Raw genomic sequence first — 26902 nt, forward strand, 5'->3', positions numbered from 1 at the left:
AGATTTTTATTGAAGTTATAAAGCAGCGTTTAGCTTTTCAACAATTTTACTTTTTGGAACTGCTCCGATAATCGTATCCTTCAAATTTCCATCTTTGAAAAGAAGCAGTGTTGGAATACTGCGAACACCATATTTAATTGAAGTTTGCTGATTGGAGTCAACATCCAGTTTTCCGATTTTAACTTTGCCATCATACTCATTGGCTAATTCTTCAACTATTGGTGCGATGAGTTTACAAGGTCCGCACCATACAGCCCAAAAATCTATTAGAACTGGTTTGTCTGATTTGATTACTTCTGTTTCAAAATTCTGATCTGTAATTTCAACTGGTTTCATTATAAATCCCTTTAATGAAAAAATTTAATTGATGGTTTTTCCTGTGTAACTAACAATATCTTCGCCTCCATCAGCATTTATCATTCCGCCGCTAATCCATTCGCCTCCATCTCTGCTTAAAAGTGAAATGATTTTTGCGACATCTTCAGGTGTGGTTAATCTTCCTCTTGGATTTTTTACTTCTGCCACTTTTATCATCGCTTCGTTTCCCGGTATTTTGCGTAACGCAGGTGTATCTGTCACTCCTGCCATTATTGCAGTTACGCCTGTTTCCATATGTCCAAGTTCAATTGCTAACTGTCTTACGTGTGATTCAAGAGCTGCTTTTGCCGCTGACACTGCACCATAATATGGAATTGCAGTGTGACTTCCAGAGCTTGTCATCGCAAATATTCTTCCTTTCTTTGCAAGAAGATTCGCCAAATAAACTTCCTGAACCCAATAAACCAGCGAGTGAGCCATTACATCAAGTGTCATTTCCATTTGAGCATGTGTAATCGGCTGTTCATCATCTTTTTTAGGAACAAAACTCTTCAATGTACCGAATGCAAGCGAATGCATAATTATTTTAATGGATGCATCGCTTCCAAGCTTGGATTTTAACTCGGTGATAATTTCAGTTCTTTTAAATTGATCTGCTGCATTTACATTGTAGAACCAGGCTTCCCGTCCCTTCGATTTAATATGGTTTATTATCTTTTCAACATTCGGCATTGTTGCCTGGCGATCGAGATGAATTCCGATAATGTTATAACCATCCTCGGCAAGCTTCATTGCGGTTGCACCGCCGAATCCGGAGGATGCGCCTAAAATTAGTGCCCAGAATTTTTTGTTTGCTTCTTTGTCCATAGATGATGAAATATTGATTTATTAGTGAGTGTAATAATACAAAATAGGTGAAAGTCACACAAATAAATTAACGTACAACTGAATTACATATTACTACTATTTGGTGTTTAAAAGAAATGAATCTTCACCAAACAATTTGTTTAGATCTGAAAAGAATTCGTTTGTTAATTCAACCCTGTGATTTTTTAGAGCGTATGCAGATTTGCGGCTGCCATTCGAGAATAACTGAATGAAAACAGGAATTTTTCCCGGATATTTTTCCATGACAGTTTGAAGTTCCCGAAGCTTCTCCGGAGGAGTTCTGTCTTTATTTATATTAATTTTTATACTTCCGGTTAATTCATTTCTTGCGGCATCAATTGGCAATAATTTGTTGACATGCATCTTCACTGCATCGCCGCTGCTTTCCAGATTACCGACTACAAATACAGCTTCGTCCTTCTGAACATACTTTCCGTATTCAGCGTAGATTTTTGAAAACATCAGGCATTCACAGGAACCTGTGAAATCATCAATTGTGAAGAAGGCCATCTGTTTGTTTGATTTGTCAATCTTTGTTCTTACCTCAGTAATAATTCCGCATGCTCTTACATTTTCTATTTCTTCATTCTCTTCAACTTCGCCGATATGAAAGTTTGCAAATGATTTGTATTCAATATCGTACTTATGCAGCGGATGACCTGTAACATAAAATCCAACAACTTCTCTCTCTTTAGCAAGCATTTCTTTTTCTGACCACGGCTCAGCATTTTTTAAGGAAGGTTCGGAAATTATAATATCATCTGTACCACCGAAAAGATTGTCTCCTGACGCAAGCTTTGAGTTCTGTACCTTGTGAGAATGTTCGAGCGCAACTTCAACCGATTCAAAAAGTGATGCCCTGTTCTTATAAACAGAGTCAAATGCACCCGCGATAACTAGACCTTCAAGCGATCTTTTGTTTACAATTCTTGTATCAACGTTCAAGCAGAAATCAAATATGCTGGTGAAGTTTCTTCCCAGTTTATTTCTTGATTTGATTATCTCCTCGACCGCACTTTTTCCGACATTCTTGATTGCCGAAAGACCAAACAGAATTTTTCCATCAACAACATCAAAATTTACAGATGGATTATTTACATCCGGTGGGAGAATTTCTATTTTTAACCTTCTACAGTCTTCAAGAAACTTTGTAACCTTTGCAGAATTTTCAAATTCATTTGTCAGGTTTGCAGCAAGAAATTCTGCGGTGTAATGAGCTTTTAAATATGCTGTCTGGTAAGCAATATAGCTGTAAGCAACTGCGTGACTTTTGTTAAATCCATAGTTAGCAAACTTATCTATTGCATTAAAAATTTCTTCAGCAACTTTTTTATTGATTCCATTTTCGACAGCACCTTTGATGAATTTCGCTTTCTGTTCTTTCATTGCAATGAGATCTTTCTTACCCATTGCACGTCTGAGAATATCAGCTTCTGCTAGACTTATTCCGCCGACTTTATTTGCAATCTGAATTACCTGTTCCTGGTAGACGATCACTCCGTATGTTTCTTTTAAGATATCTTCGAGTATCGGATGAAGATATTCAACCTTTTTTCTGCCGAACTTTCTATCAATGAAATCATCAATAAATTCCATCGGTCCGGGACGATAAAGTGCGTTCATCGCAGCGAGATCGTTTAGACTTGATGGCTGAAGTTTTTTCAGATACTCGCGCATCGGTGGCGATTCAAACTGGAATATGCCGGTAGTCTGTCCCTTTGTGAAAAGCTGATATGTTTTCTGATCATCGAAAGGAATTTCGTCAATGTTTATTTCGATATCATAATTTTTCTTAACAAGATCGATTGTGTCTCTGATAATTGTAAGTGTTCTCAATCCAAGAAAATCCATTTTCAACAGTCCAACATTTTCGATGTCTTTCATATTGTATTGAGTTACAATTTCCTGCTGAGATACTGCATTCGCTAGAGGAACATATTCACTTACTTCACCCGGAGTGATAACAACACCAGCAGCATGCTTCGATGCATTTCTGTTCATTCCTTCTAAAACACGTGCATACTTTATTAATTCTTTTATCTGCGGTTCTTCTGAAGTTTTCACCCACTTCAACTCTGGAACTTCTGCAAGCGATTGATCTATCGAATATACTTTTCCGAATTTTGATGGAATGTATTTCGTAATATTATTTACTGTCGGAATAGGAATCTTCAAAACTCTCGCAACATCTCGAATGACTGCTTTCGATGAAAGCCTGTTGAAAGTTACGATTTGACTGACACTGTTATCACCATATTTTTTCCTAACGTAATCAATCACTTCGCCTCGCTGATCATCGGCAAAATCGACATCAATATCAGGCATTGATTTTCTTTCCGGGTTCAAAAATCTTTCAAATAGTAAATTGAATTCGAGTGGATTGATATTAGTTATTCCCAAAGCATACGCTACGAGGCTTCCTGCAACACTTCCTCTGCCAGGTCCGACTGGAATATTTTTTTCTTTTGCTGAGTTGATGAAATCCTGAACAACGAGAAAGTATCCTGAGAATCCCATCTTCTTTATGGTATCCAGTTCATACTTAAAGCGCTCCTCAATTTCTTTTGTTTGTTCAAGTTTCTTTTTCTCGAGTCCTTTCCAGGCAAGCTGCTCAAAATACTCGTCTGCATTTTTTGCCGATGATTCTTCCGGAATAGGAAAACTCGGGAAGTGATATTCATTGAAGTCGAGCTTCAAATCTATTTTAGAATCGATCTCCAACGTACTCTCAATTGCCTGCTTGTGATTCTTGAAAAGCTTGACCATCTCGTCTACTGATTTGAAGTAAACCTGGTCGGTTCCGTATCTGAGATTTGTGTAATTCTCATCTCCCATCTTATCGCCGAGAAGTAAAAGTATGTTGTGTGCAACTGCGTGATCTTTGTCAATATAATGGCAGTCATTTGTAGCAACTAATTTGATATCAAGTTCCTTGGCAATCCTGGGCATATTTTCAAGTATCGGCTTCTCGACATCCATATTGTGATTCTGGATTTCGAGATAGAAATCATCGCCGAAAATTTCTTTGTAAGTTCTGGCAACTTGCTTTGCTTTTTCATAATCGTTATGAACTAGATGAGTTGATACAACTCCGCCGGCACAGGCTGATGTGCAGACTAATCCATCGCGATATTTTCTCAAAAGCTCAAGATCAATTCTTGGCCGGTAATAAAATCCTTCGGTGTGTCCGAGAGTGGAAAGCTTTGTTAAATTTTTATATCCTTCTTTGTTCTTTGCAAGAAGAATTAAGTGGCTGTAGTTCTTTCTTCTTTTTCCTGTTCCATTTGATTGCGAACTTTTTCTTTCAAACCTGTCGCCTTCATTTACAACATAAGCTTCCATTCCAAGAATTGGTTTTATTCCTGCTTTCACTGCTTTTTTATAGAATTCGATTATGCCGTACAAAACACCGTGATCTGTAAGTGCAACAGATTTCATATTGAATTTTTTTGCAGCATCAATCAAACCATCAACGGTGCAGGCACCATCCTGAAGACTGTAATGACTATGATTATGGAGATGAATGAATTCTGCCATTAGTTAAAAAAGTAATTTAGAATTTATAAAGCTGTGAGAAGAAAAATTTCTGAACCGAACTACTACAAGTTAAAAATAAAATGCACAGAGATAAAATTAATTAATCAACGCCCCGTATGTCCAAAGCCACCTTCACCACGAGAAGTATCATTCAGTTCATCCGTTTCAATAAATTTTGCCGTATAAACTTTCGACAAGACGAGCTGCGCAATTCGCTCTGCGGGTTGAATTACAAAATCTTCTTTGCCGAGGTTTATGATTATAATTTTAATCTCACCACGATAATCTGAATCGATTGTGCCGGGAGAATTTAAAATTCCGATTCCGTGTTTTGCAGCGAGTCCACTTCTTGGTCTCACCTGGATTTCATATCCTTCAGGAATTTCGACTGAGATATTTGTCGGAACCATTTCAATTGCGCCGTGTGGAAGAGTTATTGGGTTTTCAATAGCTGCGTAAATATCGAGTCCTGCACTTCCTTTTGTTGCGTATGATGGCAATGGAATATGATCCAGTTCTTTTCTTAATCGCTTAAATTTAATTTCAATTTCCTGCGGCATCAGCTTTTCTTTCTTCTGCTCTCTGCAAATTTATTTTTTATCAAGTTAATTTCATTTCTATTTACTGCAACAAAATAAATATACAGCGAGAAAATTATCAGGATTAAAATTTTATGCACAAATAATAAATTACCCGTTGAATGTAAATAATAAAACAGAGCCCCTGTTATCATTACAGCAAACATAATGTGTCCGATTCTTTTCAGCTCGTATTTAACCTGGAAAAATTTTTGCGTTACAAAATAGTATCCCAATGCCATCACCAGATAACTTGCGAGTGTTGCAATTGCAGCACCAGTTAAACTCAAAACCGGGATCAATAAAAAGTTTGCGACTACATTTACAATCGCGCCTGTTCCGGTAATGAAAGGAACATAAATACTTTTTTCTTCGATATAAATTCCTGCCGAAAAAACTGTATACACTCCATTAATCAGGTATGCAAGCAAAACAATCGGAATAATATGCAGACCCGACCAGTATTCTGAACCAATAAGTGTGAATCCTGCTATCTTTATTTGAGCAATGTCATTAATGAACAATGAAAGAACAACTAGCATAAAACTTCCGACCAGAGTAAAATAAGTAAGTACTTTGGAAAACATTTCTTTTGCATTCGGTTCTTTTGCATTTTGAAGAAAGAACGGCTGCCACGCAAACTGAAACATATTTACATACAGCATCATAAAAATTCCGAGCTTGTAGTTTGCTTTGTAAATACCGACGGTTTGAAGGTCAGTAAGTTTTTCGAGAATTGGAACATCTATAACCTGGACAAGCATAACCGCAAATCCCGCTGGAAGGAAAGGCAGTCCAAACTTCAGCATTCTTTTAAAAAGAACTGAATGAAACTTGAATCGAAAATTTTTGATGATGGTTGGCAATACTAACACTAGCGAAACAGCAGAAGCAATCAGGTTGCTTATAACAATAGCTTCAATTCCCCACTTGAGAATCACTATCAGATAAACATTCAATAAAATGTTCACCATAATATTGACGATCCTGTACAGAGAAAATATTTTTGCTCTTCTTTCCAGCCGAAGCTTCAGGAATGGAATGACTACATTCGCATCAAGAAATAAAATTGCAGCAGATAAATAAACCAGATATTGATAGTCAGTCGGAATTCGCAGAGAAGTTCCGATTACGCTGACGTTCATCACTATTAAAAAAACAAACAGAAGCGAAGTTCCGAAAACTGAAATGTAAGGCGTTGAAAAATTATCTTTATCATCTCCGATATCTTTGAATGAAGCAAACTTGAGAAAAGCCGAATCGAGCCCGTAAATGAAAACTATATTCAGAATCGCCATATAAGCATAAATAAGCTGGATGATTCCGTAATCAGCAGGAGCGAAAATATTTGTGTAGAGAGGAACGAGAATAAAATTAAGAAACCTGCCAACCATCGTGCTGATGCCGTAAATGGCAGTGTCTTTCGTTAGTTCTTTTAGTTTATCGAACATCAAAGATTTTTACTTCCTCAATTCAACTTCAAGTGAGATGTCGAGCGCTTTTACACTGTGAGTCAATGCACCAACTGAAATAAAATCAACCCCGGTTTCAGCAACTTCTTTTACATTTTCTAAATTGATATTACCAGACGCTTCCACCAAACATTTACCTCCAATAATTTCAACAGCCTTTTTTGTAAGATCGATGGTGAAGTTATCAAGCATAATAATATCAGCATTACAAGCTAAAGCTTCTTTTACTTCATCAAGATTTTTTGCTTCGACTTCAATTTTGAGATCTGAATTTTTATTTTTATGAAATTTTCTACAAGCATCGATAGCTTTAGTAATAGAACCGGCAATCTCTATGTGATTATCTTTAATAAGAAACATATCGAATAATCCGATGCGATGATTTTTCCCGCCACCTAAACGAACAGCATCTTTGTCAAGTAATCTGAGTCCGGGAACTGTTTTCCGAGTGTCGAGAATCTTTGCTTTGGTGTGACTTATTTCCTCAACGAATTTATTTGTCATAGTTGCAACACCACTCATTCTCTGAAGAAAATTAAGAGCAGTCCTTTCCGCAGTTAGTATTGATGACGCTTTCCCAGTTACTTCCGCAACAATTACTCCCCGATTTACTTTCTTTCCATCATCAACAAACTGACTGAAAACAATTCCTTCATCAATTAATTGAAAAACATTTTGAGTAACCTTTAAACCAGCTATTACCCCGTTTGCTTTGATGAGAAATTTCCCAGTTCCAAAAATTAATTCAGGAATAATTGCCTGAGTTGTTATATCTCCGGATTGAATATCTTCATCGAGTGCTTCACGGATTATTTTTTTAAGGTAATCTTCCAATTATCCCTCGGCAAAATGTTTTTTCATTGCGTTAAGAAAAAACTCCGGTGCGCGTGTAATTCTCTTTGTGTCAGATTTTATGAACGCAAGCTCGATGTATCCTTCAGCAATCACAATATTCCTATCAACACTTCTAACTGTATGATCAATATGAACTTTTGCTGTTGGTAGTTTTTCAACCCGCGTTTCAACTTCGAGCAGCTCATCATAAAAAGCAGGATTTTTAAATTGCAAGAATGCTTCATATACCGGCATCTGATAACCGCTCTCTTCAATTGTTCGATAAGTTAATCCCTGTTCACGCATCATTTCGGTTCGTCCAACTTCGAAGTATTCAAAATATTTTCCGTTGTACGCATAATTCATCTGATCAGTATCAGCGTAACGAACCCGCAGTGTTGTTTTATGAATCAGCATTAAAGAATCTTCTAAATTTTATACTCTAAAATAAAAAATCCCGAATATATCGGGATTGAAATTTTATTAATGATTTACACTGAGGGAAATACTTATTCAGTGTAAGGACCCATACTCCCAAACTTGTCAATCCTGTTCTGAACAAGCTTGTCTTTTTTTATTTTAACCAGGTTAGCAAGTTCTTCAAGTAAAGCTGCTTTAAGATTATCAGCCGCTGCTTTATGATTTTTATGTGCACCGCCTAAAGGTTCGGGAATAATTCTGTCAATAATTCCCTGCTCGAGAAGATCGGTTGCTGTGAGTTTAAGAGCTTCCGCAGCTTGTTCTTTATAATCCCAGCTTCTCCATAGAATACTTGAACAGGATTCAGGACTGATAACAGAATACCAGCAATTTTCAAGCATAAGTATTCTATCTCCAATACCGATACCTAATGCGCCGCCGCTTGCGCCTTCGCCAATAATACAAACAATCATCGGAACGCGAAGCTTGCTCATTTCAAACAAGTTTCTGGCAATTGCTTCTGCTTGTCCACGTTCTTCGGCTTCGAGTCCGGGATAAGCACCGGGAGTATCAAGCATTGTGATTACAGGTTTATCAAATTTTTCAGCAAGTTTCATCAAACGAAGTGCTTTCCTGTAACCTTCAGGATTTGCCATTCCAAAATTTCTGTAGACATTTGACTTTGTGTCTCTTCCTTTTTGATGACCTATGATCATAACTTTATAATCATCAAGCTGAGCAAATCCGCCAACAATTGCTTTATCATCACGATAATGCCTGTCGCCATGAAGCTCAACAAAATTGGTTGTCATCAAGTTGATGTAGTCAAGTGTGTATGGTCTGTCAGGATGCCGTGCAAGCTGAACTCTCTGCCAGCGCGAAAGATCTTTATAAAGTTCTTCTTTAAGCTGCGCAACTTTAACTTCAATGCGCGCAATTTCTTTTTCAATTCCGAGCCTGTCGGAAGATTTTTTCATTTCATCGAGCTTTTGCTCGAGCTCATAAACCGGTTTTTCAAAATCAAGTATTGTTTTGCCCATATTTAATCTCCTTTACTCAACATTTTATTCAGAGTTTTTCCGAGTATCTCAAGATCAAGCCAGATATTCTGGTTCTTCACATAGTAAAAATCGAGTTTTTCAGAATCTGTAAATGTGCCCTCGTCAATATACCACAAACCTGTTAAACCTGCTTTCCCTAAATTCATACTTTCAACAAGAACAGATTTTTTGGGTCCGACTAAACTACATTTCCCAGAAATAACCTGTGGAACCGACAGTACAAATGTTCTCAAATCTGTTTTTTTCTCAGATAACTTCGATAGTAAGAATACAAATGGATAAAGAGTGAATAAAACCGCAAATGAAATAACATAATCGAATACAACTTTTAGTGTCTGCACCGTTGGATTTGAAATATTGTAGTTGACTTCCACAAGCGGAATATCATCAAGCATTGAAACTGAACCTTTTCCGACTACAAAGTTCATATCGGAACCGACAATTTTGAAATCGACATTGTGGTCTTTACTGGCTGATACTATCGACATCATGTCGGAATAAGAAATTTCTTCAGATGAAAAAATAACCTCATTAATTTTCTTTTCAGAAAAAACATTTTTGATGTTACCTATGCTTCCAACAATTCTAAACTCACTAACTTCCTGTCCAATATCGGAATGCGTTTTGCCAATAAGTCCGATAAAACTATGCAATTCTGCTTTTTGAGATTTTATTTTTTTAGCGATCTCTACTGCCTCATCATCAGTTCCAACGATTACGGTTCTTCTGTTCAAGGCACCATCGAGCTTTATCCCGATTTTAAAAAATAATTTAAGAAAGATGCGATAGAGAGTTGTTCCAAATAGGAGCAGAATAAATGTTATAAGAACAACCGCACGGCTGAATGCATATTGTTTGAAGAAAAATGTTGCTGATGTAATGATTAAAAAACTTATCAACATCGCTCCAAAATTTCTTAAGACTGAAACTTCATCTTTTTTATAAACACCCGAAAGTACAGCTACCAACATGTAGATTAGTGCCGGGAATGTGTAAACTATCCAGTAAGCTCCGGGATCAAAACCAACCCACTCGGTTACATTCTTATAAAATTTTTCAGCAGCAAAAAGTGAGATATTAAACAGAACGAAATCTGCAAGTGCAGAATAAAGAGACAGCTTTCTTTTTCCTAAAAATGCAAACAGCTTCCTGAAACCAATTGCGGAGCGAAGAATAATTTCTACCAGCGGAAAACTGGAAAGATGTTTTTTAACAAATAGGTGCATCGCATCGTAAAATAGTTTTGTTTCATCAAGATTACTTCGTTTAGTGCTCTCACCTTTATAATGTATTACCTGTGTTGAATGAACATAAAAAACTTTGTGCCCGGCTTTTTGAACACGGTAGCATAAATCGAGATCTTCTCCATACATAAAAAACTTTTCGTCAAACCCGCCGACAGTATTGTAAATAGCTTTTCTCATCATCATAAATGAACCGGAGAGTGCATCAACCTCGTAAGTTTGATTTTCATCAAGATAAGTGAGATTGTAACGGGCAAATATTCTGCTTTTTGGAAAGAGATTGCTTAAACCTGTTACTTTTGTGAATGAAGTCCACGGACCGGGGAAACTTCTTCTGCAAGCAAGTTGAAGTGTTCCATCTGAATTCAGAATCTTGCAGCCGGCTAATCCGCATTGAGGATGTTCTTCAAAGAATGAAATCATTTTATCAAAAATGTCTTCGCTTACAATACAATCCGGGTTGATAAAAAGAATGTACTTTCCTTTTGCGATTGTTAGTCCCTGGTTATTTGCAGTACCGAAGCCGGCATTGACTTTGTTTTCAATCAGAATTACTGAAGGAAATTTTTCTTTGAGAACTTCAACGCTGCCGTCATCGGAAGCATTATCAATAACAATAATTTCTTTTGAAATATTAGATGAAGCTTTTTCAATTGAGTGGAGAAGATTCTGAAGGAATTCTTTTACATTGTAATTAACTATGATAATGGAGAGATCCAAGGAAAATCCTACTTCAACAATCCGAAAATACTTTTTAATCTAAGCTTCCACACCATCGTAACAGCTTCACGAACAATCTTTTTCGACATCTTTGATTTTCCTTTAACCCGGTCAACGAAGATGATCGGTATTTCTTTTATACGGAATCCTTTTTTCCAAGCTTTGAAAGTCATTTCAATCTGGAATGCATAACCATTGGAAGTTACTTTATCAAGATCAATTGCTTGAAGAACTTCTTTCCTGAAACATTTGTATCCTCCGGTAGCATCGTGAACTGACATTCCTGTAATTACACGTGTGTAAAAATTTGCAAACCAGCTTAGCAACAATCTTCGCATCGGCCAGTTAATTACATTTACGCCGGTTATATATCTGCTGCCGAGAACTAAGTCTGAATTTTTAATTTCTTCGAGGAATCTCGGAATTTCATTCGGATCGTGAGAGAAATCAGCATCCATTTCGAAAATCAAATCGAAGCCGTTTTGAAGTGCGTATTTGAATCCGGCAATATATGCCGTCCCAAGACCTTGCTTTGATGATCGTTTGATAAGATGAATGCGTTCATTGTTCTTCATTTCATTCTCAACAAACGAGGCAGTGCCATCGGGTGAATTATCGTCCACAATAAGAACATTGATTGAACTATCCTTCGAGAGAACGACAGGTAAAAGCTTTGGTAAATTTTCCAGCTCGTTATATGTGGGGATAATAATTAATGTTTTCATATTGGAATTTAACAATTAACTGCCACGAACCTGACTGCTGTCAGGCAGGTTTCACGAATAAAATGCCTCAACTGTAATGTCCTTTCCCGAATAAAACTACAAGAACAGTCCGGGCAAGAATTTTAAGGTCCATTCTAAGCGACATATTTTCAATATAGAAAAGATCATAACGCAATTTAACTTTTACATCTTCAATACTTTCATCATACTTGTGTTTTACCTGTGCCCAACCGGTTATTCCCGGTCGTACTTTCAATCGTCGTTTGTAGTAAGGTAATTGTTCAGAAAGCATTTCAACGAAGTACGGTCTTTCTGGTCTGGGACCAACCAAACTCATTTCGCCTTTAAGCACATTAAAGAACTGAGGTATTTCATCAATCCTGAGCTTCCGCATAATTTTTCCAACACGAGTAACTCTTGGGTCATCTTTGGTTGACCAAACTGGTCCGGTATGTTTCTCAGCATCCTTATACATAGAACGAAATTTATAAATTTTGAATTCCCGGCCATTCATTCCAATCCTATCTTGCTTGAAAAGAATGGAACCTTTGCTGTCCAGTTTAATCGCAATTGCAACAAGAACGTTAAGCGGTAATGTTATCAAAAGAATTAATAATGAAATGAGAACATCAGAAATCCGTTTTAATCTTTTTTCCCATTCAGGCATCAGCTCTGGCATTATATCGATGAGAGGAATACCGTAAAGCTGGGAAGTTCTCGCTTGACCGCTTAGAATTTCATATAGATCAGGAACAATTTTTAATCCTATTCCCCTGTTCTCAACTCTCGATATTATATCGACAAGAAGATCGTGATTCTCTTTTTCAAGCGCGATGATTATTTCAGAAGCATTTAAATTATCAATTATATCTAACAGATTATCAAAAGTATCAACTACTTTCACATCCTTATAATTTTTTCCGACATTTTCAGGATGAACTGCAATGTATGCGCCTACATCAAGACCTAAAGCAGGATGCTCAAGAATTTGATCGTGAACTTCCTGGCCTTTGGGATTAAACCCAATAATTACAGCAGTTCTTCGACCGATTCCTTTTATTAAAAGCCCCCTCTGGAAACTTCTGATCAGCAATCTTCCGATAGAAACAAAAGTGAAGAGGAAGGCCCAGTAAATGAATATAAGAATCCTGATACTTGACTCTGCCCCTTCAAGGTAATCGCTGATGAATATCAGAAAGAATAAAATAAAAATTCCTACAAATGTTGTCTTAAACAGAGTTGATATTTCATCGAAGCGTGAAGCTGCAAACCAGGTACGGTACATTCCGAAAAAAGTGAAGATGATCAGCCAGTAAAGGTAAACGACCAGCATCGGAATGTACATTTCCGGCATTATCAATACTTTGAACCAGCCGGTTTCTATTCGGATATAATAATATACAATCCATGCTATGTTTATAAAGATAAAGTCTGCAAGCAGGATTAATATTTTCTGTGTTCGTATATTCAAAATTTATTAAATGTTTAAATCAGAAATTGATTACCACTTTTTTGATCTTGGCAGAATCAGGCCAACAATAAAACCTAATCCCCATGAAAAATGTAATGCAAATATTAATAAAGATATCAAAGGAATAAATTTATAATTCTCCTTTGTTGCTTTAATTGAAACACTCAGGAGATTCATAAAAAAATAAAAAGCAAGAACAACTATCAGGTATATTGGTGATAAAATGGATAACAAGGTGAATATCAAAAGTAAAATTAACGTAAGTACAAATGCAGGCGGAACAATGTGAGTTATCTTAACTGCCGATTTATGTTTCTTGAACATATGCACTCTTAAAATTCCGTACCTGAACATCTGCTGAATGAATTTTTTTACAGTTTTCCGCGGGTGATAATAACTTTTAATATTCGGCGAGAAAAATATTTTATGCCCGGCTTTCCTGACTCTCCAATTTAATTCAGCATCTTCTGCAATGGAAAAATTTTCTTCAAAGTATCCTATCTCATCAAACAACTCTCTTCTGTAGGCAGCATAAACAACTGTATCGACAAACTGTTCCTTCCTGCTCCATCGATATGGTGCACTTCCAATCCCGAACGGATTTTCCATTGCCCAGCCGATTGCCTTTTGTGTTAAGTTGAAACCAAGATTTATCTGTGTTCCACCGGTCACTTTCAGATCATACTCGTTCAAGTATTTATTGTTATAGAAAATAAAATCTTTGTCAATCGAGGCATGTGCACCAAGAATTATTATTATTTCTCCTTTAGCTTCTTTTATTCCGATGTTTAAAGAAGTCGGAGTTTTTCTAACCGGGTTTTCAAGAAGTGATATTCTGGGAAATCTTTCCTGATAACCTTTTATTTTCTCAATGGTTTTGTCGGATGAATGACCGTCGACAATCACAATATCAATTAAACTACGATCATAATTTTGATTAAGTATCGAATCCAGACAATTTGTGATATTATCCTGTTCGTTGTAAGTGGGTATTACAATTGAGAACCTGAATTTTTTAGAAGATGTTTCTGACATAAAAATATTATTTCAACGACACACTGTTTCTACTTGAAAATGACTGCATTTAATTCTAATTAATCCGGGACAACCGGAGTTCAAAAATATGTATTCTGAAACAGAAAAAATTGCAAATTTCTATGCCTATCGCAGGCTAAAATCTGAATAGAGTCTAATTAATTCTTTCGAATCAGTTGCCCAATTATACTTTTCCTGAACGGCGTTCACTCCATTCTGACCAAATGGAATATCTGATGATAAAATTTCAACTGCTTTTTCAGCAAAACTTTCTGCATTTCCTGTTTGGTAAATCAAGCCACATTTGCTTTCTTCAATTACTCTTTTTATCGCTTTTGAATCAGCAGCAAGAACTGGTTTTGACTTGGACATATACTCAAACAGTTTGTGCGGAATTGTTGTATTCCAGAATTCACACTCCGGCTGCGGACTGACAAAAATCTTCGTCGTGCTGAAATATGATGCGAGTTTATCATGACCGGGCCATTCTATAAATTCAACGTAATTATTGAGTACAAGTTCTTCAGAAATCTTTTTTAATGATGGAACAGTTATTCCATTCCCAACAATCAGGAGTTTTGCATTTGGAATATTCTCTTTCAGAAAACTCATACCTCTAACAACTACATCCAGACCTCTTTCCGGTGTAACATATCCCGCATAAAGCAGAATAATATCATTTCCGTACTTTTCAATAATTCTTTCATCGATTGGCTCTCTGGCAAAAGTTTCGAGATCAACAGTGTTGGAAACCAGATAAATTTTCTTTGGTGAAACACCTTGCTTAACAAGTCGATCGGAGTTTTCCTGCACAACAGTAATAATTGCGTCAGAATATTTGATGCAGAATTTTTCAAGCCACATTGCTGCATTATAATTTTTAAAAAGAAAATTTATCAATCCTGTTTTACCAAAAGCCTTCAACGCTTCGGGATAATTTTCGTGCATATCAAAAATTACAGGAAGTCCGAACAACTTTCCGAAAAACAAGGCCAGAGGTACCATTGGTAAATCATGAGCATGAATGAATCCAGGTTTAAAGCGGATGACAGAAGTAAAAATTTTAATCAGGTAACGTGGATTAAAAAAGATCGGGAAATTAATGATGCGATTTAGTTTTATCGAATTGAATAAAGCATTGACTCGGTTTATTTTACAATACTTAAAATCCAGTTTTAGATTTTTATCGTATTGATTACAAACTACCAAAACATTATAACCAGCCTCAGATAAGCTTTTTATTTCTTTTTCCAATCTGATATCAGGCGGAAATAAAGCCTGCGATATCATCAGAATATTTTTACTTCTTTGCACTGCAGTAATGCTCAACTTTTAAACTCGTTAGCCGGATATATAAAAATTATTCGGAGATAGTAGAAACTTCTTTTCACTAAATCCTTTTTCATCAATAAGATTCCACCGATTAAAAAAATCGGAATGCGGAGCATTAATCCCGAATAATGAAAAAATATCGCCAGAATAAATTTCATTGTGGAAAAATGCTTTTGAAAAAATTTAATTGTAGAGATTGACTGATATTTATTCTTAAACCAGGATTCACCTTTCGCTGATTTTCCTTTCAGGTGAATAACTGAAGTTTCAGGATAGTAAATTACTTTCTCTTTATTCTGTTTGTGCCGATAACATAAATCTGTTTCATCCATATAAAAGAAAAATCTTTCATCGAAGCCGCCCAGTTTTTTGAAAATATTTTTTGTTATAAAAAGAAATGCACCTGTTACAACCTCAACGTCAGTGATACTGTTAATTCCTTTATTTATCAGATGATATTTGTTGAAATGTTTTGATTTCGGGAAGAGTAAATACAAAAAAAAGTTGGAAGTGAATACATTGACTAATGTGGGAAAATCAAATACGGATTTCTGAATAGAGCCATCTTCATTTAAAAGTCGGCAACCGATAATATTTTCACCAGAAATTGAATTTGCATAATCAAAGACTTTCTTAATTGAATTTTCCTGAATTATTGTATCATTATTCAGAAACAATAAATACTTTCCTTTTGCGAGTTCTGCTCCCTGGTTATTTGCAGCACCAAAACCTTTGTTTGATTGATTCGTTACTAATTTTACCCCGGAATATTTCGATAAAAGATTTTCAAGATCACCTGCAACCGAGCCATTATCAACAATAATTATCTCAGAGTTGATTTTATTCATATACTTAAAAATTGAATCGAGACAACCTTCAAGTAATTCAGTCGAATAGTAATTAATTATAATTATCGAAACATCTATTTCTAATTTTTGAACTTGCTCTTCCATGAATCATAATTGATTGCTCTGAGCAGAAGATTAACTTCCTCGTCAGAAAAATATTTTATTTTAATTGTAAGAATCAGTGTCAGAATTAAAGTCAGAGGCAAGTATGCGTAAAAAGGAACTAACGACAACAGTAAAACTCCTGTGACGAGTGGGACCAGCCATTTTACGACCCGGATTGAAAAGAAATTGAACTCAATTCCGATTCCCCTCAAAATAAAAATGAAGAATATTGTTCCTGCGGCTCCGGCAGCTACACGTGCAATTGCCACACCTGAATAAGAGTATATCGGAGTCAAAATAATTACCAGTAATATCTGAACAGCAACTATAAGCATCGTGGCAAAGAAGTTATACTTTTGTTTGTTGTAAACCGTCAGTAAGTTCAAAGTAAATGTATTGAAGTAAGTAAACAATATCGACCAGAATAAAATCGTCATCGGTAAGTATGCATCAGAGTATTCGCCGCCGAATATCAGCTTGATGATATATTCCGCTTTGAAAGTAATTATAAATGAAATCGAAAAAGAAAAAAGAAATAAAATTTTGTAAACAAGTCTTGTCGCTGGCATTGTGCTTGCACTTCCGGTTTCTCTTCCGCGTACAATCAATGGAAAAATTGTAGTGATCAAAGCCTGAGGAATTATTCCTAACGGAACTGTTAGACGCAAAGCTGCTGAATACAATCCAACTGAATACTCAGAATCGAGACTCCGTAACAGCAAAACATCAAGCTGCTGGAATGCGGTTGTGAGTATAACGGTTCCAAATAGTGGAAAAGCTTCCTTAATCAGCCAGACTCCCTGCTGGAAAGAAAAACTAAACTTATAGTGATATTTCTTCCGAAGAGAAATTACGAGAAGCAGAAATCCCGGCACGTTTGCAATAACATAAACTATTACTAAATATTCAAGTCCTCCACCAATATAAGGCATCAAAAAAACAAATATTAGCAATGCAATACTATCGATGGTATTGAACAACATTACACTGAACATATTCAGATTCACCTTGAACAAGACTTCCAGTAATTCACGGAAGTTCATGTATTTTGAAGAGAAGATAATGTTCAGGAAAAGAATATTGGAGAGTAACAACTCCCGATGGTCAAGTTTTGTAATGAGAGCAAAAGTATTGTAAACGAGAAATAATCCCAGAAGTAAAATTATTCGCAGACTAAATGCCGTGTTAAGTAAGTCAGAAGTTGAATCTTTCTTTGAAGTTTCCCTGAAAACAATCGGGCCAAAACCTATATCGATAAACTTAGAAACCAAAACAGTCAATGCAACAATCGAGGAGAACAAACCATACTGCTCAACACCGAGATTACGTGCAATCAGTGTAACCGAAACAAGAGTAATGAGCATCTCTGCTCCCCTACCGAGAAATATTGCAGTGACGTTACTGGTCACTTTGGAGGTTGGCTGCATGGGTTAGGTTAAATGGTTGCAGATGGAATTAAATAGGGATTTTATCATATTCTATCTTGGGGTTGAGTTCCAAATATATACCTGCTTCCTCATCAGAAATTTATATAGTCCAATAAGCAATGCCAGGTTAGTGAATACATAATAGTAGATGATACTAAATACTGAAATATTAATTTTCAATTTATTAAGAATAAATCCCACTAGAGCAGATACATAAAATCCGATTTGAAAATAGAAAATGATTTTATAAAAATATTGATAGTCGATTAACAAAGCATTTGTAATCAGCAAAAATATCATAAGCAGAGGTACGAACCAGCGTATCACTTTGTGTGAAAAAAAAGCATACGATAAAAGTATCTTTTTAGGGATGAGAAGACCCCGAAATATTTCAGAGTTTGAAAATTTGTCGTTGCGAACCGGACTTTTCTTCTGAATTCGGTTATAATTTCTTTCGATACCTCCTCAACTGCTATAGCATCATATCTGTATAAAAACTGAAAACCCTGTTGAAGTACGGCTAACGTCTGAAACAAATCATCAGTTATAGCAACTTGAACTGGAAATTCAGTGAACAGTTTTTTCCTTATCGCATAAATACCACCGTTTGCTGCGATGAGTGTACCCAGATTACCTTCAAGTTTTTTTAGCTGCGTTTCATACTGCCAATACAATCTTTCCCGGTTGGTTTTATCGAAATCATCTGCGGGCTCTTCCAAAACCAAACGGCCGCACACACCACCCACTTTTTGATCAGCAAATTCAGATACTAACTTAACAAGCGCATCTTTGTGAAATTTAGTATTGGCGTCACTAAAAACAAGTATATCATTCTTAGCTGTTTTACACAGATCATTTAGCACGGCAGCTTTTCCTCTTCGCTGCTCAAAATTTACACATTTCAACCAGCTATAGTCTTCGCTCTTACTCTGTACTATCTCACTTGTTCGATCTGAAGAACAATCTGATCCAATGATCAATTCCAGCTTGCTAAAATCATAGTTGAGGTTCTTAATATTCTCTATCCTCTCAGCTATAACTTTTTCTTCATTGTAGGCTGCGATTAAAATTGAAATTGACGGTAAATTATCTTGATCCGAAGCAGATGTTCTGGATTTAAAAAGATTAAATATCCTAAGCGAAAAAGGATAGAACAGATATGCATAAAGAAGGAGTAAGACAGCAAACCAAAATATGGCCGCAATGTAAAGTTCCACTTGTATCAATAAATATTATAAATAGTAAGGCTAAATATATAAATCAATTTTAAATTTTGATTGGCACTGTAATGATAACTGCAATGAGGAAAGAAAGTCATCCAAATCTAGTATGAATTTGAAAGCTTACTGAACTTGTCAGAATTAAGATTCTTTATTTACAGAAATCTATAATACAGGTTCTTTCTGAATTACTGTGGCCTCAGAAGATTTTTTAACAACATTATTCAAACCTTTTTCCTCATCTATTTCAGTTGTTACATCTTTGTCGTATGATAATCGAGTCTTAAACTTATCTGTGTTGGCTTTGGACTCTCTACTAAAAAGGTGCTTGTAAAAAGTGAGAAAAGCTTTTAATGTTCTTTTAAGTTCTGATGGATGTCTGATTATGTTTTTCGCTTTCATTGAGAAATATGCAGGCCTTAAGTAATATTCTCTTCTTGCATAATTACAGAAATCGACAATTTCTTGAGCTGAAAGATCGTGGGTTCCAACAACTGTATTGTGCAATCCATTCGGAGTTAACCAATCATCCCATGTTTTTGCAGTAATTAATCCTTCTTTCTTTGCCCAGTCGTAAGCCTCGGTTCCAGGATACAACATCAGTGGAAAGAATTGAGCAGTATCAGTATTAAGTCTCTTGGCTAAGGTAAGAGTTTCGTTCATCGTTTGTAAAGTTTCACCTCTATTCCCCATCATATAACAGGCATGAATTAACAATCCAACTTTTCTTGCATTCTCAGCAGCAGTGAATTGCTCAACCCGAACACCTTTTTTCATCAACTTCAAGATTTCATTTGAACCACTTTCAAATCCTACTATCACCAGACGACAGCCGGCTTTTTTCATCCAGCGCATTGTTTCTTCATCAAGATCGGCTCTTACATTACAAGTCCAGGTTAGTTTGTTCTTTTGTTCAATAAGAAGCTTACAGACTTCAATCGTATGTTTTTTAAATACTGTATACGTATCATCTTCAATTGTTATTTCCACTACTTCAGGAAAATTTTCTTCGATGTATTTAAATTCTGCAGCGATACTCTTAGGAGAGCGATGACGATATGTATGTCCGTAAAAATTTTGTGGATACACGCACCAGGTGCAAAGGTACGGACATCCTCTTCCGGTATAAACCATCATCTGCGGATAGCGGCCAGCTGCGAAGAAGTAGTCACGAGGATTACAAAATCTTTTAAATATTTCACTTGCGAACGGCATCGCATCCAGATCTTCCTGTGTTAATGCAGGACGATGCGCATTTGCAACAATTTCATTTCCATTTCTCCATGTTAGCGAAAGAACACTGTCCAGATTTTCATTTTTTTCAAGTCTTTCGGCCAATTCAACAATTGTCGCTTCGTATTCATTTCTGGCAATCGCATCTATTAAGCTTGAGCTATTTAGAGTCTCTTTATCGACTGCAGTAACATGGTTGCCAACTAAACATATAAATACGTTATCAAATTTCTTTTTTACTTCTTCTGCAAACCTTATATCGCTGCTAATACTTCCTGTACTTGTTTCGATTACGGCCATCCGTGGATTAAATTGGGAGAGCCGGTTCATCGTTTCTTCAACTGAGATGTCTTCAGCAGGTACGTCTATAAGCGTAATTTTATGACCATTTTTTTCCGCTACTCCTGCAGCGAGAGCTAACCAAATGGGATAGTAAACTGTTCCACTTTTGGTTACAGCAGGACTTCTCGATCCCCTTGAATATTTAGGGAAAAACGGGGGATTTATGAAGGCAATATTCATAGATTAAAAACCTCACTTAGTTTTAATTATTAACAAATATCTTATATAGGAAATTACAATTAATTGATATTTGCAAAATTTTCTGATCAGAAGTTACTATGGTAAATAGTTAAAGACAAGTTACTTTTATTTGATATAAACACAATACATTAAATCAACACCTATTATCAGACAATGCCTAAAGAATTAAATAAATTGATAAGTTTTACAATTTCATTTTCTGCTCTAAACTTTTCAGCTTGCTTGAGAGCCTTATGTTTCATCTCCTCATAAAAATTATTATCATTTAATAAAATTATGCTGTCCGCAAAAGAATCATAATCGTCGGAATCAATCAACTGCCCGCCTTCATTAACTACCTCAACAAGCGCAGAATTTTTCCCGGCTAAAACGGGTAATCCACATTTCATTGCTTCGAGCGGAGGTAGACCAAATCCCTCATAGAAAGATGGGAATAGAAATATCTCAGCTAAATTATATATAGAAGGTAAATCTTCTTCTGAAATATAGTCGATGTGAATAATTCTGTCATTCCTTTGCTTCATCTCTTCAGACAATTTTTCGAATCCGAATCCCTTATTTCCCACCAAGACTATTTTTATTTCTTCGTTTCTAGATTTTAATATATCAGAGACTTTTAATATCCCTGATATATTTTTTCTTTCTTCAATTGCCCCAACATATAAAATAAACTTCTCCGGAAGATTGTATTTCTTTTTGACTAATTCTGTTTCTTCTCTATTCAACTGCATTGGTTTATATTTTTCATCTGTCCATATGTGCGTAACTGTAATTTTGTCAGGATGAACATCATAAAATTTAACTATGTCATTTTTTGCCGATTGGGAAACCGTTACAATAGCATCTGCTCTTTTTATTGACTGCGGAACAATAACGTTCATATACTTTTTATAATAAGCTGTAAAAAACTGAGGGCAGGCCTTTGTCATAACATCGTGAATGACAATTACATTTTTGCGAAGTGATTTTTTAACTGGAACTAAAACGTATGGAGTAAAAAATAAATCAATTTTATTTTTTTCTAATGATTTCGGCAAAACAAAGTTTAACCAATAATGAGAATAAACCTGCTTAGGAAGTTTGCTTTTAGGAACATTTACATAATTGTAAAAGCTATTTTTTAGGACTACTTCATCATGTAAATACAGAAAATATTTATTTTTTTTATCGAATTCAGGGATATATTTTAATACATTCCAAAGATATCTTGAAATGCCAGTCATATTTCCACTTAACAGTCTGGCGTCTATACCGATTCGCATGTCTATAGTCAAATATTTCTGAAAATATTAGTTACTAAATTGATAATCAAATTGCTTCTTCCAAAACTTTGCAATAAATCTTAAAGTGCTCTCTGGCAATATTGTCAAAATTATAAATTGAGATATCGCCGTAATTCAGATTTTCTCTTATTAAAGAATGATTTTTATCCAGTTCTGCAAACTTTTCAATAAGGCTTGCTTTATCATCTAATTCGAAGCAAAACATTTGATTATTATGCTTTGAGTTTAACTCCTTGCTTGTAGGAATATTTGAGATAATAATCGGGGTATTTTGACTCATCGCTTCAATAATCGGCATTCCAAATCCTTCGTATAATGATGGAAATACAAAAGATTTGCTGTATTTATAGAGTGTAACAATATCCTGATCGTTTAAATATCCCAGTGTTTTTATACCTAAATCATCACGCAATAAATGTTTCAAATCACCAGCGCCCCACCATTTTTGTCCACCAAGAACCATTAATGTATTTTTATCAATTTGATTTTTACTCTTCGCTTCTATAAAAGATTCTAAAGTAAATTTTAGATTCTTTCTTCTAGACAAACTGCCGAGAAAGAAAAAATATGTGTATGGTTGAATATTAAATTTATCTATAAGTACTTTTTTCGAACCTTCATAATTCCAAAATACATCTCTGATTCCATCATTGCAGAATACAATTTTTGCAGGATTAGTACTTGGAAACATTTCAAGAAACTCTCTCCGAATAGCTTCTGTAGGGGTAATAATACAATCTGCTCTTTGAGCGACTTTTTTAATGGAATGCTGATTATATTTTACATAAATAAATGGAACTGTTTCGGGAAACAAAAAAACTCCCAAGTCGTGTACTGTGACAATCCTTCTGCTTTTACCACTAAATAGAGTTGCATAATTATCTTGATAATGAACAATATCATATTTTTGAAACAAAGCTAGAATATTCCTTAAGGCATCCATGCTGAATTTTCTTATTCCTTTGGGTAGAATTTTCAATGCTTCGTAATTGGAAATTTTACAGTTACAATATTTTTTTAAATGTTTATGTAGATTTATTGCTTGTAGGCCTATACCTGTCGGTTTACCAACAGCAGATCTTCCTTCGTCAATTAGAACATTTATAGGGCTACTCTTCATCAACACAACTCACATTCATTTCTGTTTATTGTAGATGAAAATTCAATAATGTATTGATAATGAGATGAAAAAGAAATCATATTTAGACTGCTTTACCAAAAGTAATTTTGTCATTCTACTATCAATCCGTGTAAATAATATCAGTAAAAATATTTATGGAACTTAGAATTACATTAAAAATAGTAATTATATACATCGCTTTTTAGAATTTTTTTCCCTTTTTGTTGTTCAAATAATCCCACCACCCTAATAGAATCATTTTGATTTTCCGAATTTTATATTTTTCAAATAAAATCAGTCGAGCTATCATCCGTAAATATGAATTAAATTCAATACTAAATAGTTCCGGAAAAATATTTTTATATTTTTTTCTTAGCAGAAACATATTTCTGGTTTTATAATACCACCTAAAAGGTTTATGGTTGTGCGGATGGACTTTTTTCTTAAATATACTAATCTCAGTAAGGTCTGCTTCATTATGATCAAGAACTAAATCATTTATTCGAATCAAATCGTAGTGATGCAAATGCAATTTAAAACAATACTCAATATCCATGTAATCAAGGAAAAAATCTTCATCAAAACCACCTACCCTTTTATAAACATCCAAGGAAATCAGATTTCCGGAAGTCATGGCCATTGTCACTTTTTCAGTTTTACTAACTACAGGTTTAATATGAGTACCGTATTTATTTCCATGTATTGGCGTAACTAGGCCTACATTATTGCTTCCTTCAAAAATAGAAACACAAGAACTTACTAAATTTAAAGGAGCTTTACTGTCCTGATCCATAGTAAGCAAATATTGAAACCCGAGTGCTAGTGATTTTTGGGCAGCGATATTTAATGCTGCGGCTATTCCAATATTATTGTTATTAAAAATATATTCTACTTTCTTATTTTTTTCATAATATACTTTTACAAAATCTGAAACACTTTCTGAGTTGTCTATTACATATAAATGATCAGTTTGATCTAAGTAGCTATTAATATTTTCAATGACAGCTTTTTCTGGATTAAACAACACAGTTACTCCACAAACCGTCTTTAGATTGTCTCGATTAATGATCTGCATTCAAATATTTTCCAAAATGGTTTTTTTTATAATCAATATAACCCAGTAAAATCATCCTGATCTTTACCCAAACATTCCTTTCAAAAGCAATAATCTCAAATAACTCTCTTATAAAATTTCTCCTGTCTCTTTTTATATATTCGGGAAATGATTTTCTGTATAAGTTATCCACAAAAAGACGGTTGCGGGTGCGGTAATATAATCTCAAGGGAGAATGATTACTGGGATAGAATATCCACCGAAAAAATTTTTTCCGACTTGAATTACCTAGTTTGTGAAATACTAAAACTTTGTTGGTTTTAATAACTTTATAATTGTTTTTATTCAGCCTCAAACAATACTCATGATCTACATGATCAATAAATAATTGATTCAGAAAACCGCCTACATTTTTATACGCATTCAGACAAAGAAGATTTCCACTGGTAATAGTTGAGAGCACATTTTTATTATATAAATTCTCTGGCTTAGGCTGATACTGAATATCTTTATCAAAATGTTCAGCAGAAACAATCCCTATCCTATCTGAAGACTGAATTAAATTTAAAAGTTCATTAACCATTCCATCATCTGCCTTGCTATCCTGATCCATCGTTAATAAGAAATCAAAACCTTGATCTATAGCCTTTTGGGCACCTATATTTAATGCACCAGCAACACCTATATTAGAATTATTAAAAATATATTCAAAGTTTTTAAAAGAAGCATTTGTTAGAAAACCTTCGTTTGAAAATTCAGAATTGTCAACAATAATAACTTTTTCAACCTGGTTAATGTATGAATTAATATTATCCAGAATATTTTTATCCGGATTAAACAAAATTACTACTGCTGCTATCCTTACCATTTAATATCTTAATTTATTCCTATAATATCCAAGACTTACATCTGTTAAACATTTTTAAACCTTGATTTAAAGAAAAGTCTTTCATCCTCGGTAAGAAAATATTTCCAACCCAGTATGATAAATGACGAGAGAATTATAAGAGCAAAAATAATCTTATATTGTAGAGAATTAATGAAGAATGGTATAAATAAGATTATTATCATTAGAAAAAAGACCAAAAGATAAAACTTTGACCCAAATGTTATTTTGAAATTCTTTTTTGCAACGGAATACATTATCACAGCATCCGTTGCAGCTGCAACCATATAAGTGATCGATGCGCCAACAATCCCCCAATAGTTAATCGCAAACCATAGTGCGGTTATATAAAAAGGAAATTCTACTAGAGCTATTAATGCGGGAATTTTCGGGTTTCCAGTACCCTGGAAAAAATTATTTGGGATTGAAGAAAGACTATTAAAAAGTATACCAATACTTAAAAATTGCAGAATCGTAGAACTATTGTCCGCATAATTTTTACCCAACCACAGTTCTATTCCATTATAAGCAAATGTAACTATTATTACTATGAAAGGATATAGTATTAAAAAAATAAACTTAATTCCTCTTAAAAATATTTTTTTTGACTCTTCCGGGTTATTTATATAGCTCGATGAAAAAATCGGGAATAAAACACTTACTAATGCACTTGAAATTAATAACAATTTTGAGACGGTTTCATACGAGACAGCATAGTAGGTAATCGCTGAAGCAGAAATTAAAACACCTATGAGAAATCTATCTGAATACAGAATTATAGGACCGATAACATTCACCAAACTGGTCCAAGCACTGAATTTAATTACCGGGCGGATTATATTGAAGTTTATTTTGATTTGAATTTTTATTTCAGGGTTGATTTTTGTGCAAAGTAATAGGTACCAAAGCCAAAGAATTATTCTAACTATAATCAGGACTACTACCATCCAGAATAGACTATTTGTAAATAATAAACAGGCGACAGGGCCTAGGAAAGTAAAAATGCCTAGTAGAATTCTAATTACATTAATTATCCCGAATTGAAGATAAGCTTCTAAAACCCCTCGAAGACCAGCTGTAGTTGATACAATTGGAATCGCAACAACTAAAATATAAAATGTATCAAGTGCTTCAGGTTTGACAGCATCACTTATATTGAAAAGCTCTGTAATGGAGGGAACAAAAAAGATTAAACAAATTGCTACCATCACACTAACAATCAACATCGATAGCAAAGATGTCCAGAAAATCACTGGAATTTGATCATTTTGATTTGAACCGATTTTCTCAGCTGTAATTTTAGTTAGAGCCTTACCAATACCGAAATCAAAAAAGCTAAAGTAGCCTATTATCATCCAGGCTAAATTTAACAAACCAAATTTTTCTTCGCCTAATCCATTTATTAGTATAGGGATAAATATTAAAGCAGTAATTATTGGAACGCTGTAACCTATTAAATTATATATGGAATTTTTTGCTATAGTTTTTCCACCATACATTAATTTCTCATAGGATTTAGATTTGATTTAGGCAATTGCATAGTTTAGT

The 26902-nt window shown here is 34.8% G+C and carries 22 protein-coding genes; all 22 read right to left on the bottom strand.

The window, feature by feature from the left end:
* Positions 1-15: 15 nt before the first annotated feature.
* The 22 genes from trxA to IPM14_09690 all read right to left on the bottom strand — a co-directional run bounded on the left by trxA (position 16) and on the right by IPM14_09690 (position 26853).
* Positions 16-336, bottom strand: coding sequence for a thioredoxin (gene trxA / locus IPM14_09585; protein MBK9098346.1), 321 nt, complete (start codon positions 334-336; stop codon positions 16-18).
* Positions 337-360: 24 nt separating this feature from the next.
* Complete coding sequence (locus tag IPM14_09590; protein MBK9098347.1) at positions 361-1185, bottom strand: SDR family oxidoreductase; 825 nt, start codon at positions 1183-1185, stop codon at positions 361-363.
* 96 nt (positions 1186-1281) lie between these two features.
* The gene (dnaE, locus tag IPM14_09595; protein MBK9098348.1) at positions 1282-4743 is read right to left on the bottom strand and encodes a DNA polymerase III subunit alpha; all 3462 of its coding nucleotides are present in this window, start codon (positions 4741-4743) and stop codon (positions 1282-1284) included.
* Positions 4744-4847: 104 nt separating this feature from the next.
* Positions 4848-5303, bottom strand: a complete 456-nt coding sequence (gene dut / locus IPM14_09600) for a dUTP diphosphatase (protein MBK9098349.1) — start codon at positions 5301-5303, stop codon at positions 4848-4850.
* Entirely contained in the window at positions 5303-6772 is a 1470-nt protein-coding gene (locus tag IPM14_09605) for an oligosaccharide flippase family protein (GenBank protein ID MBK9098350.1), read from the bottom strand. The genes dut and IPM14_09605 overlap by 1 nt, the downstream gene beginning before the upstream one ends.
* 9 nt (positions 6773-6781) lie before the next feature.
* Positions 6782-7627 carry a carboxylating nicotinate-nucleotide diphosphorylase gene (gene nadC / locus IPM14_09610; GenBank protein ID MBK9098351.1) on the bottom strand — a complete coding sequence of 282 codons (846 nt, stop codon included), beginning with the start codon at positions 7625-7627 and terminating at the stop codon, positions 6782-6784.
* Positions 7628-8044 (bottom strand): acyl-CoA thioesterase, encoded by a 417-nt coding sequence (locus IPM14_09615; protein MBK9098352.1) that lies wholly within the window; start codon positions 8042-8044, stop codon positions 7628-7630.
* Positions 8045-8136: 92 nt separating this feature from the next.
* Positions 8137-9087: an acetyl-CoA carboxylase carboxyltransferase subunit alpha gene (locus tag IPM14_09620; GenBank protein MBK9098353.1), complete on the bottom strand. Its 951-nt coding sequence runs from the start codon at positions 9085-9087 to the stop codon at positions 8137-8139.
* Positions 9088-9089: 2 nt separating this feature from the next.
* On the bottom strand, positions 9090-11072 hold the full coding sequence (locus IPM14_09625; GenBank protein ID MBK9098354.1) for a glycosyltransferase: 1983 nt from the start codon (positions 11070-11072) through the stop codon (positions 9090-9092).
* Positions 11073-11080: 8 nt separating this feature from the next.
* Positions 11081-11797, bottom strand: coding sequence for a polyprenol monophosphomannose synthase (locus IPM14_09630; GenBank protein ID MBK9098355.1), 717 nt, complete (start codon positions 11795-11797; stop codon positions 11081-11083).
* Positions 11798-11864: 67 nt separating this feature from the next.
* On the bottom strand, positions 11865-13268 hold the full coding sequence (locus tag IPM14_09635) for a sugar transferase (protein ID MBK9098356.1): 1404 nt from the start codon (positions 13266-13268) through the stop codon (positions 11865-11867).
* A gap of 30 nt (positions 13269-13298) precedes the next feature.
* A complete protein-coding gene (locus tag IPM14_09640) occupies positions 13299-14303 on the bottom strand; it encodes a glycosyltransferase family 2 protein (protein MBK9098357.1) in 1005 nt (334 codons plus the stop codon).
* Between the two features lie 126 nt (positions 14304-14429).
* Positions 14430-15632 carry a glycosyltransferase family 4 protein gene (locus IPM14_09645; protein ID MBK9098358.1) on the bottom strand — a complete coding sequence of 401 codons (1203 nt, stop codon included), beginning with the start codon at positions 15630-15632 and terminating at the stop codon, positions 14430-14432.
* Positions 15629-16588 (bottom strand): glycosyltransferase family 2 protein, encoded by a 960-nt coding sequence (locus IPM14_09650; protein MBK9098359.1) that lies wholly within the window; start codon positions 16586-16588, stop codon positions 15629-15631. Before IPM14_09650 ends, IPM14_09645 begins: the two co-directional genes overlap by 4 nt.
* Positions 16564-17952, bottom strand: coding sequence for a flippase (locus IPM14_09655; protein MBK9098360.1), 1389 nt, complete (start codon positions 17950-17952; stop codon positions 16564-16566). Before IPM14_09655 ends, IPM14_09650 begins: the two co-directional genes overlap by 25 nt.
* A gap of 386 nt (positions 17953-18338) precedes the next feature.
* Positions 18339-19241, bottom strand: coding sequence for a glycosyltransferase family 2 protein (locus IPM14_09660; protein MBK9098361.1), 903 nt, complete (start codon positions 19239-19241; stop codon positions 18339-18341).
* Positions 19242-19400: 159 nt separating this feature from the next.
* On the bottom strand, positions 19401-20990 hold the full coding sequence (locus IPM14_09665) for a radical SAM protein (GenBank protein MBK9098362.1): 1590 nt from the start codon (positions 20988-20990) through the stop codon (positions 19401-19403).
* A gap of 167 nt (positions 20991-21157) precedes the next feature.
* Positions 21158-22273, bottom strand: coding sequence for a glycosyltransferase family 4 protein (locus IPM14_09670; protein MBK9098363.1), 1116 nt, complete (start codon positions 22271-22273; stop codon positions 21158-21160).
* A gap of 46 nt (positions 22274-22319) precedes the next feature.
* Entirely contained in the window at positions 22320-23414 is a 1095-nt protein-coding gene (locus IPM14_09675; protein ID MBK9098364.1) for a glycosyltransferase family 4 protein, read from the bottom strand.
* Between the two features lie 202 nt (positions 23415-23616).
* Complete coding sequence (locus IPM14_09680; GenBank protein MBK9098365.1) at positions 23617-24438, bottom strand: glycosyltransferase; 822 nt, start codon at positions 24436-24438, stop codon at positions 23617-23619.
* Between the two features lie 37 nt (positions 24439-24475).
* Positions 24476-25336 carry a glycosyltransferase family 2 protein gene (locus IPM14_09685; protein ID MBK9098366.1) on the bottom strand — a complete coding sequence of 287 codons (861 nt, stop codon included), beginning with the start codon at positions 25334-25336 and terminating at the stop codon, positions 24476-24478.
* A 44-nt stretch (positions 25337-25380) separates the two neighbouring features.
* Positions 25381-26853 (bottom strand): flippase, encoded by a 1473-nt coding sequence (locus IPM14_09690; protein MBK9098367.1) that lies wholly within the window; start codon positions 26851-26853, stop codon positions 25381-25383.
* Between the last annotated feature and the right edge of the window lie 49 nt (positions 26854-26902).

This window comes from bacterium, from assembly GCA_016716565.1.
Lineage (GTDB): Bacteria > Bacteroidota > Ignavibacteria > Ignavibacteriales > Ignavibacteriaceae > IGN2.

Bases quoted from the DNA above. Each gene is read 5' to 3' on its own strand.
- IPM14_09690 (MBK9098367.1), bottom strand. From the start codon at position 26,853: ATGTATGGTGGAAAAACTATAGCAAAAAATTCCATATATAATTTAATA.
- dut (MBK9098349.1), bottom strand. From the start codon at position 5,303: ATGCCGCAGGAAATTGAAATTAAATTTAAGCGATTAAGAAAAGAACTG.
- IPM14_09650 (MBK9098359.1), bottom strand. From the start codon at position 16,588: ATGGAAGAGCAAGTTCAAAAATTAGAAATAGATGTTTCGATAATTATA.
- IPM14_09685 (MBK9098366.1), bottom strand. From the start codon at position 25,336: ATGGTAAGGATAGCAGCAGTAGTAATTTTGTTTAATCCGGATAAAAAT.
- IPM14_09615 (MBK9098352.1), bottom strand. From the start codon at position 8,044: ATGCTGATTCATAAAACAACACTGCGGGTTCGTTACGCTGATACTGAT.
- IPM14_09620 (MBK9098353.1), bottom strand. From the start codon at position 9,087: ATGGGCAAAACAATACTTGATTTTGAAAAACCGGTTTATGAGCTCGAG.
- IPM14_09665 (MBK9098362.1), bottom strand. From the start codon at position 20,990: ATGAATATTGCCTTCATAAATCCCCCGTTTTTCCCTAAATATTCAAGG.
- trxA (MBK9098346.1), bottom strand. From the start codon at position 336: ATGAAACCAGTTGAAATTACAGATCAGAATTTTGAAACAGAAGTAATC.
- IPM14_09675 (MBK9098364.1), bottom strand. From the start codon at position 23,414: ATGAAGAGTAGCCCTATAAATGTTCTAATTGACGAAGGAAGATCTGCT.
- IPM14_09640 (MBK9098357.1), bottom strand. From the start codon at position 14,303: ATGTCAGAAACATCTTCTAAAAAATTCAGGTTCTCAATTGTAATACCC.
- IPM14_09670 (MBK9098363.1), bottom strand. From the start codon at position 22,273: ATGCGAATCGGTATAGACGCCAGACTGTTAAGTGGAAATATGACTGGC.
- IPM14_09605 (MBK9098350.1), bottom strand. From the start codon at position 6,772: ATGTTCGATAAACTAAAAGAACTAACGAAAGACACTGCCATTTACGGC.
- IPM14_09655 (MBK9098360.1), bottom strand. From the start codon at position 17,952: ATGCTCATTACTCTTGTTTCGGTTACACTGATTGCACGTAATCTCGGT.
- IPM14_09590 (MBK9098347.1), bottom strand. From the start codon at position 1,185: ATGGACAAAGAAGCAAACAAAAAATTCTGGGCACTAATTTTAGGCGCA.
- IPM14_09630 (MBK9098355.1), bottom strand. From the start codon at position 11,797: ATGAAAACATTAATTATTATCCCCACATATAACGAGCTGGAAAATTTA.
- dnaE (MBK9098348.1), bottom strand. From the start codon at position 4,743: ATGGCAGAATTCATTCATCTCCATAATCATAGTCATTACAGTCTTCAG.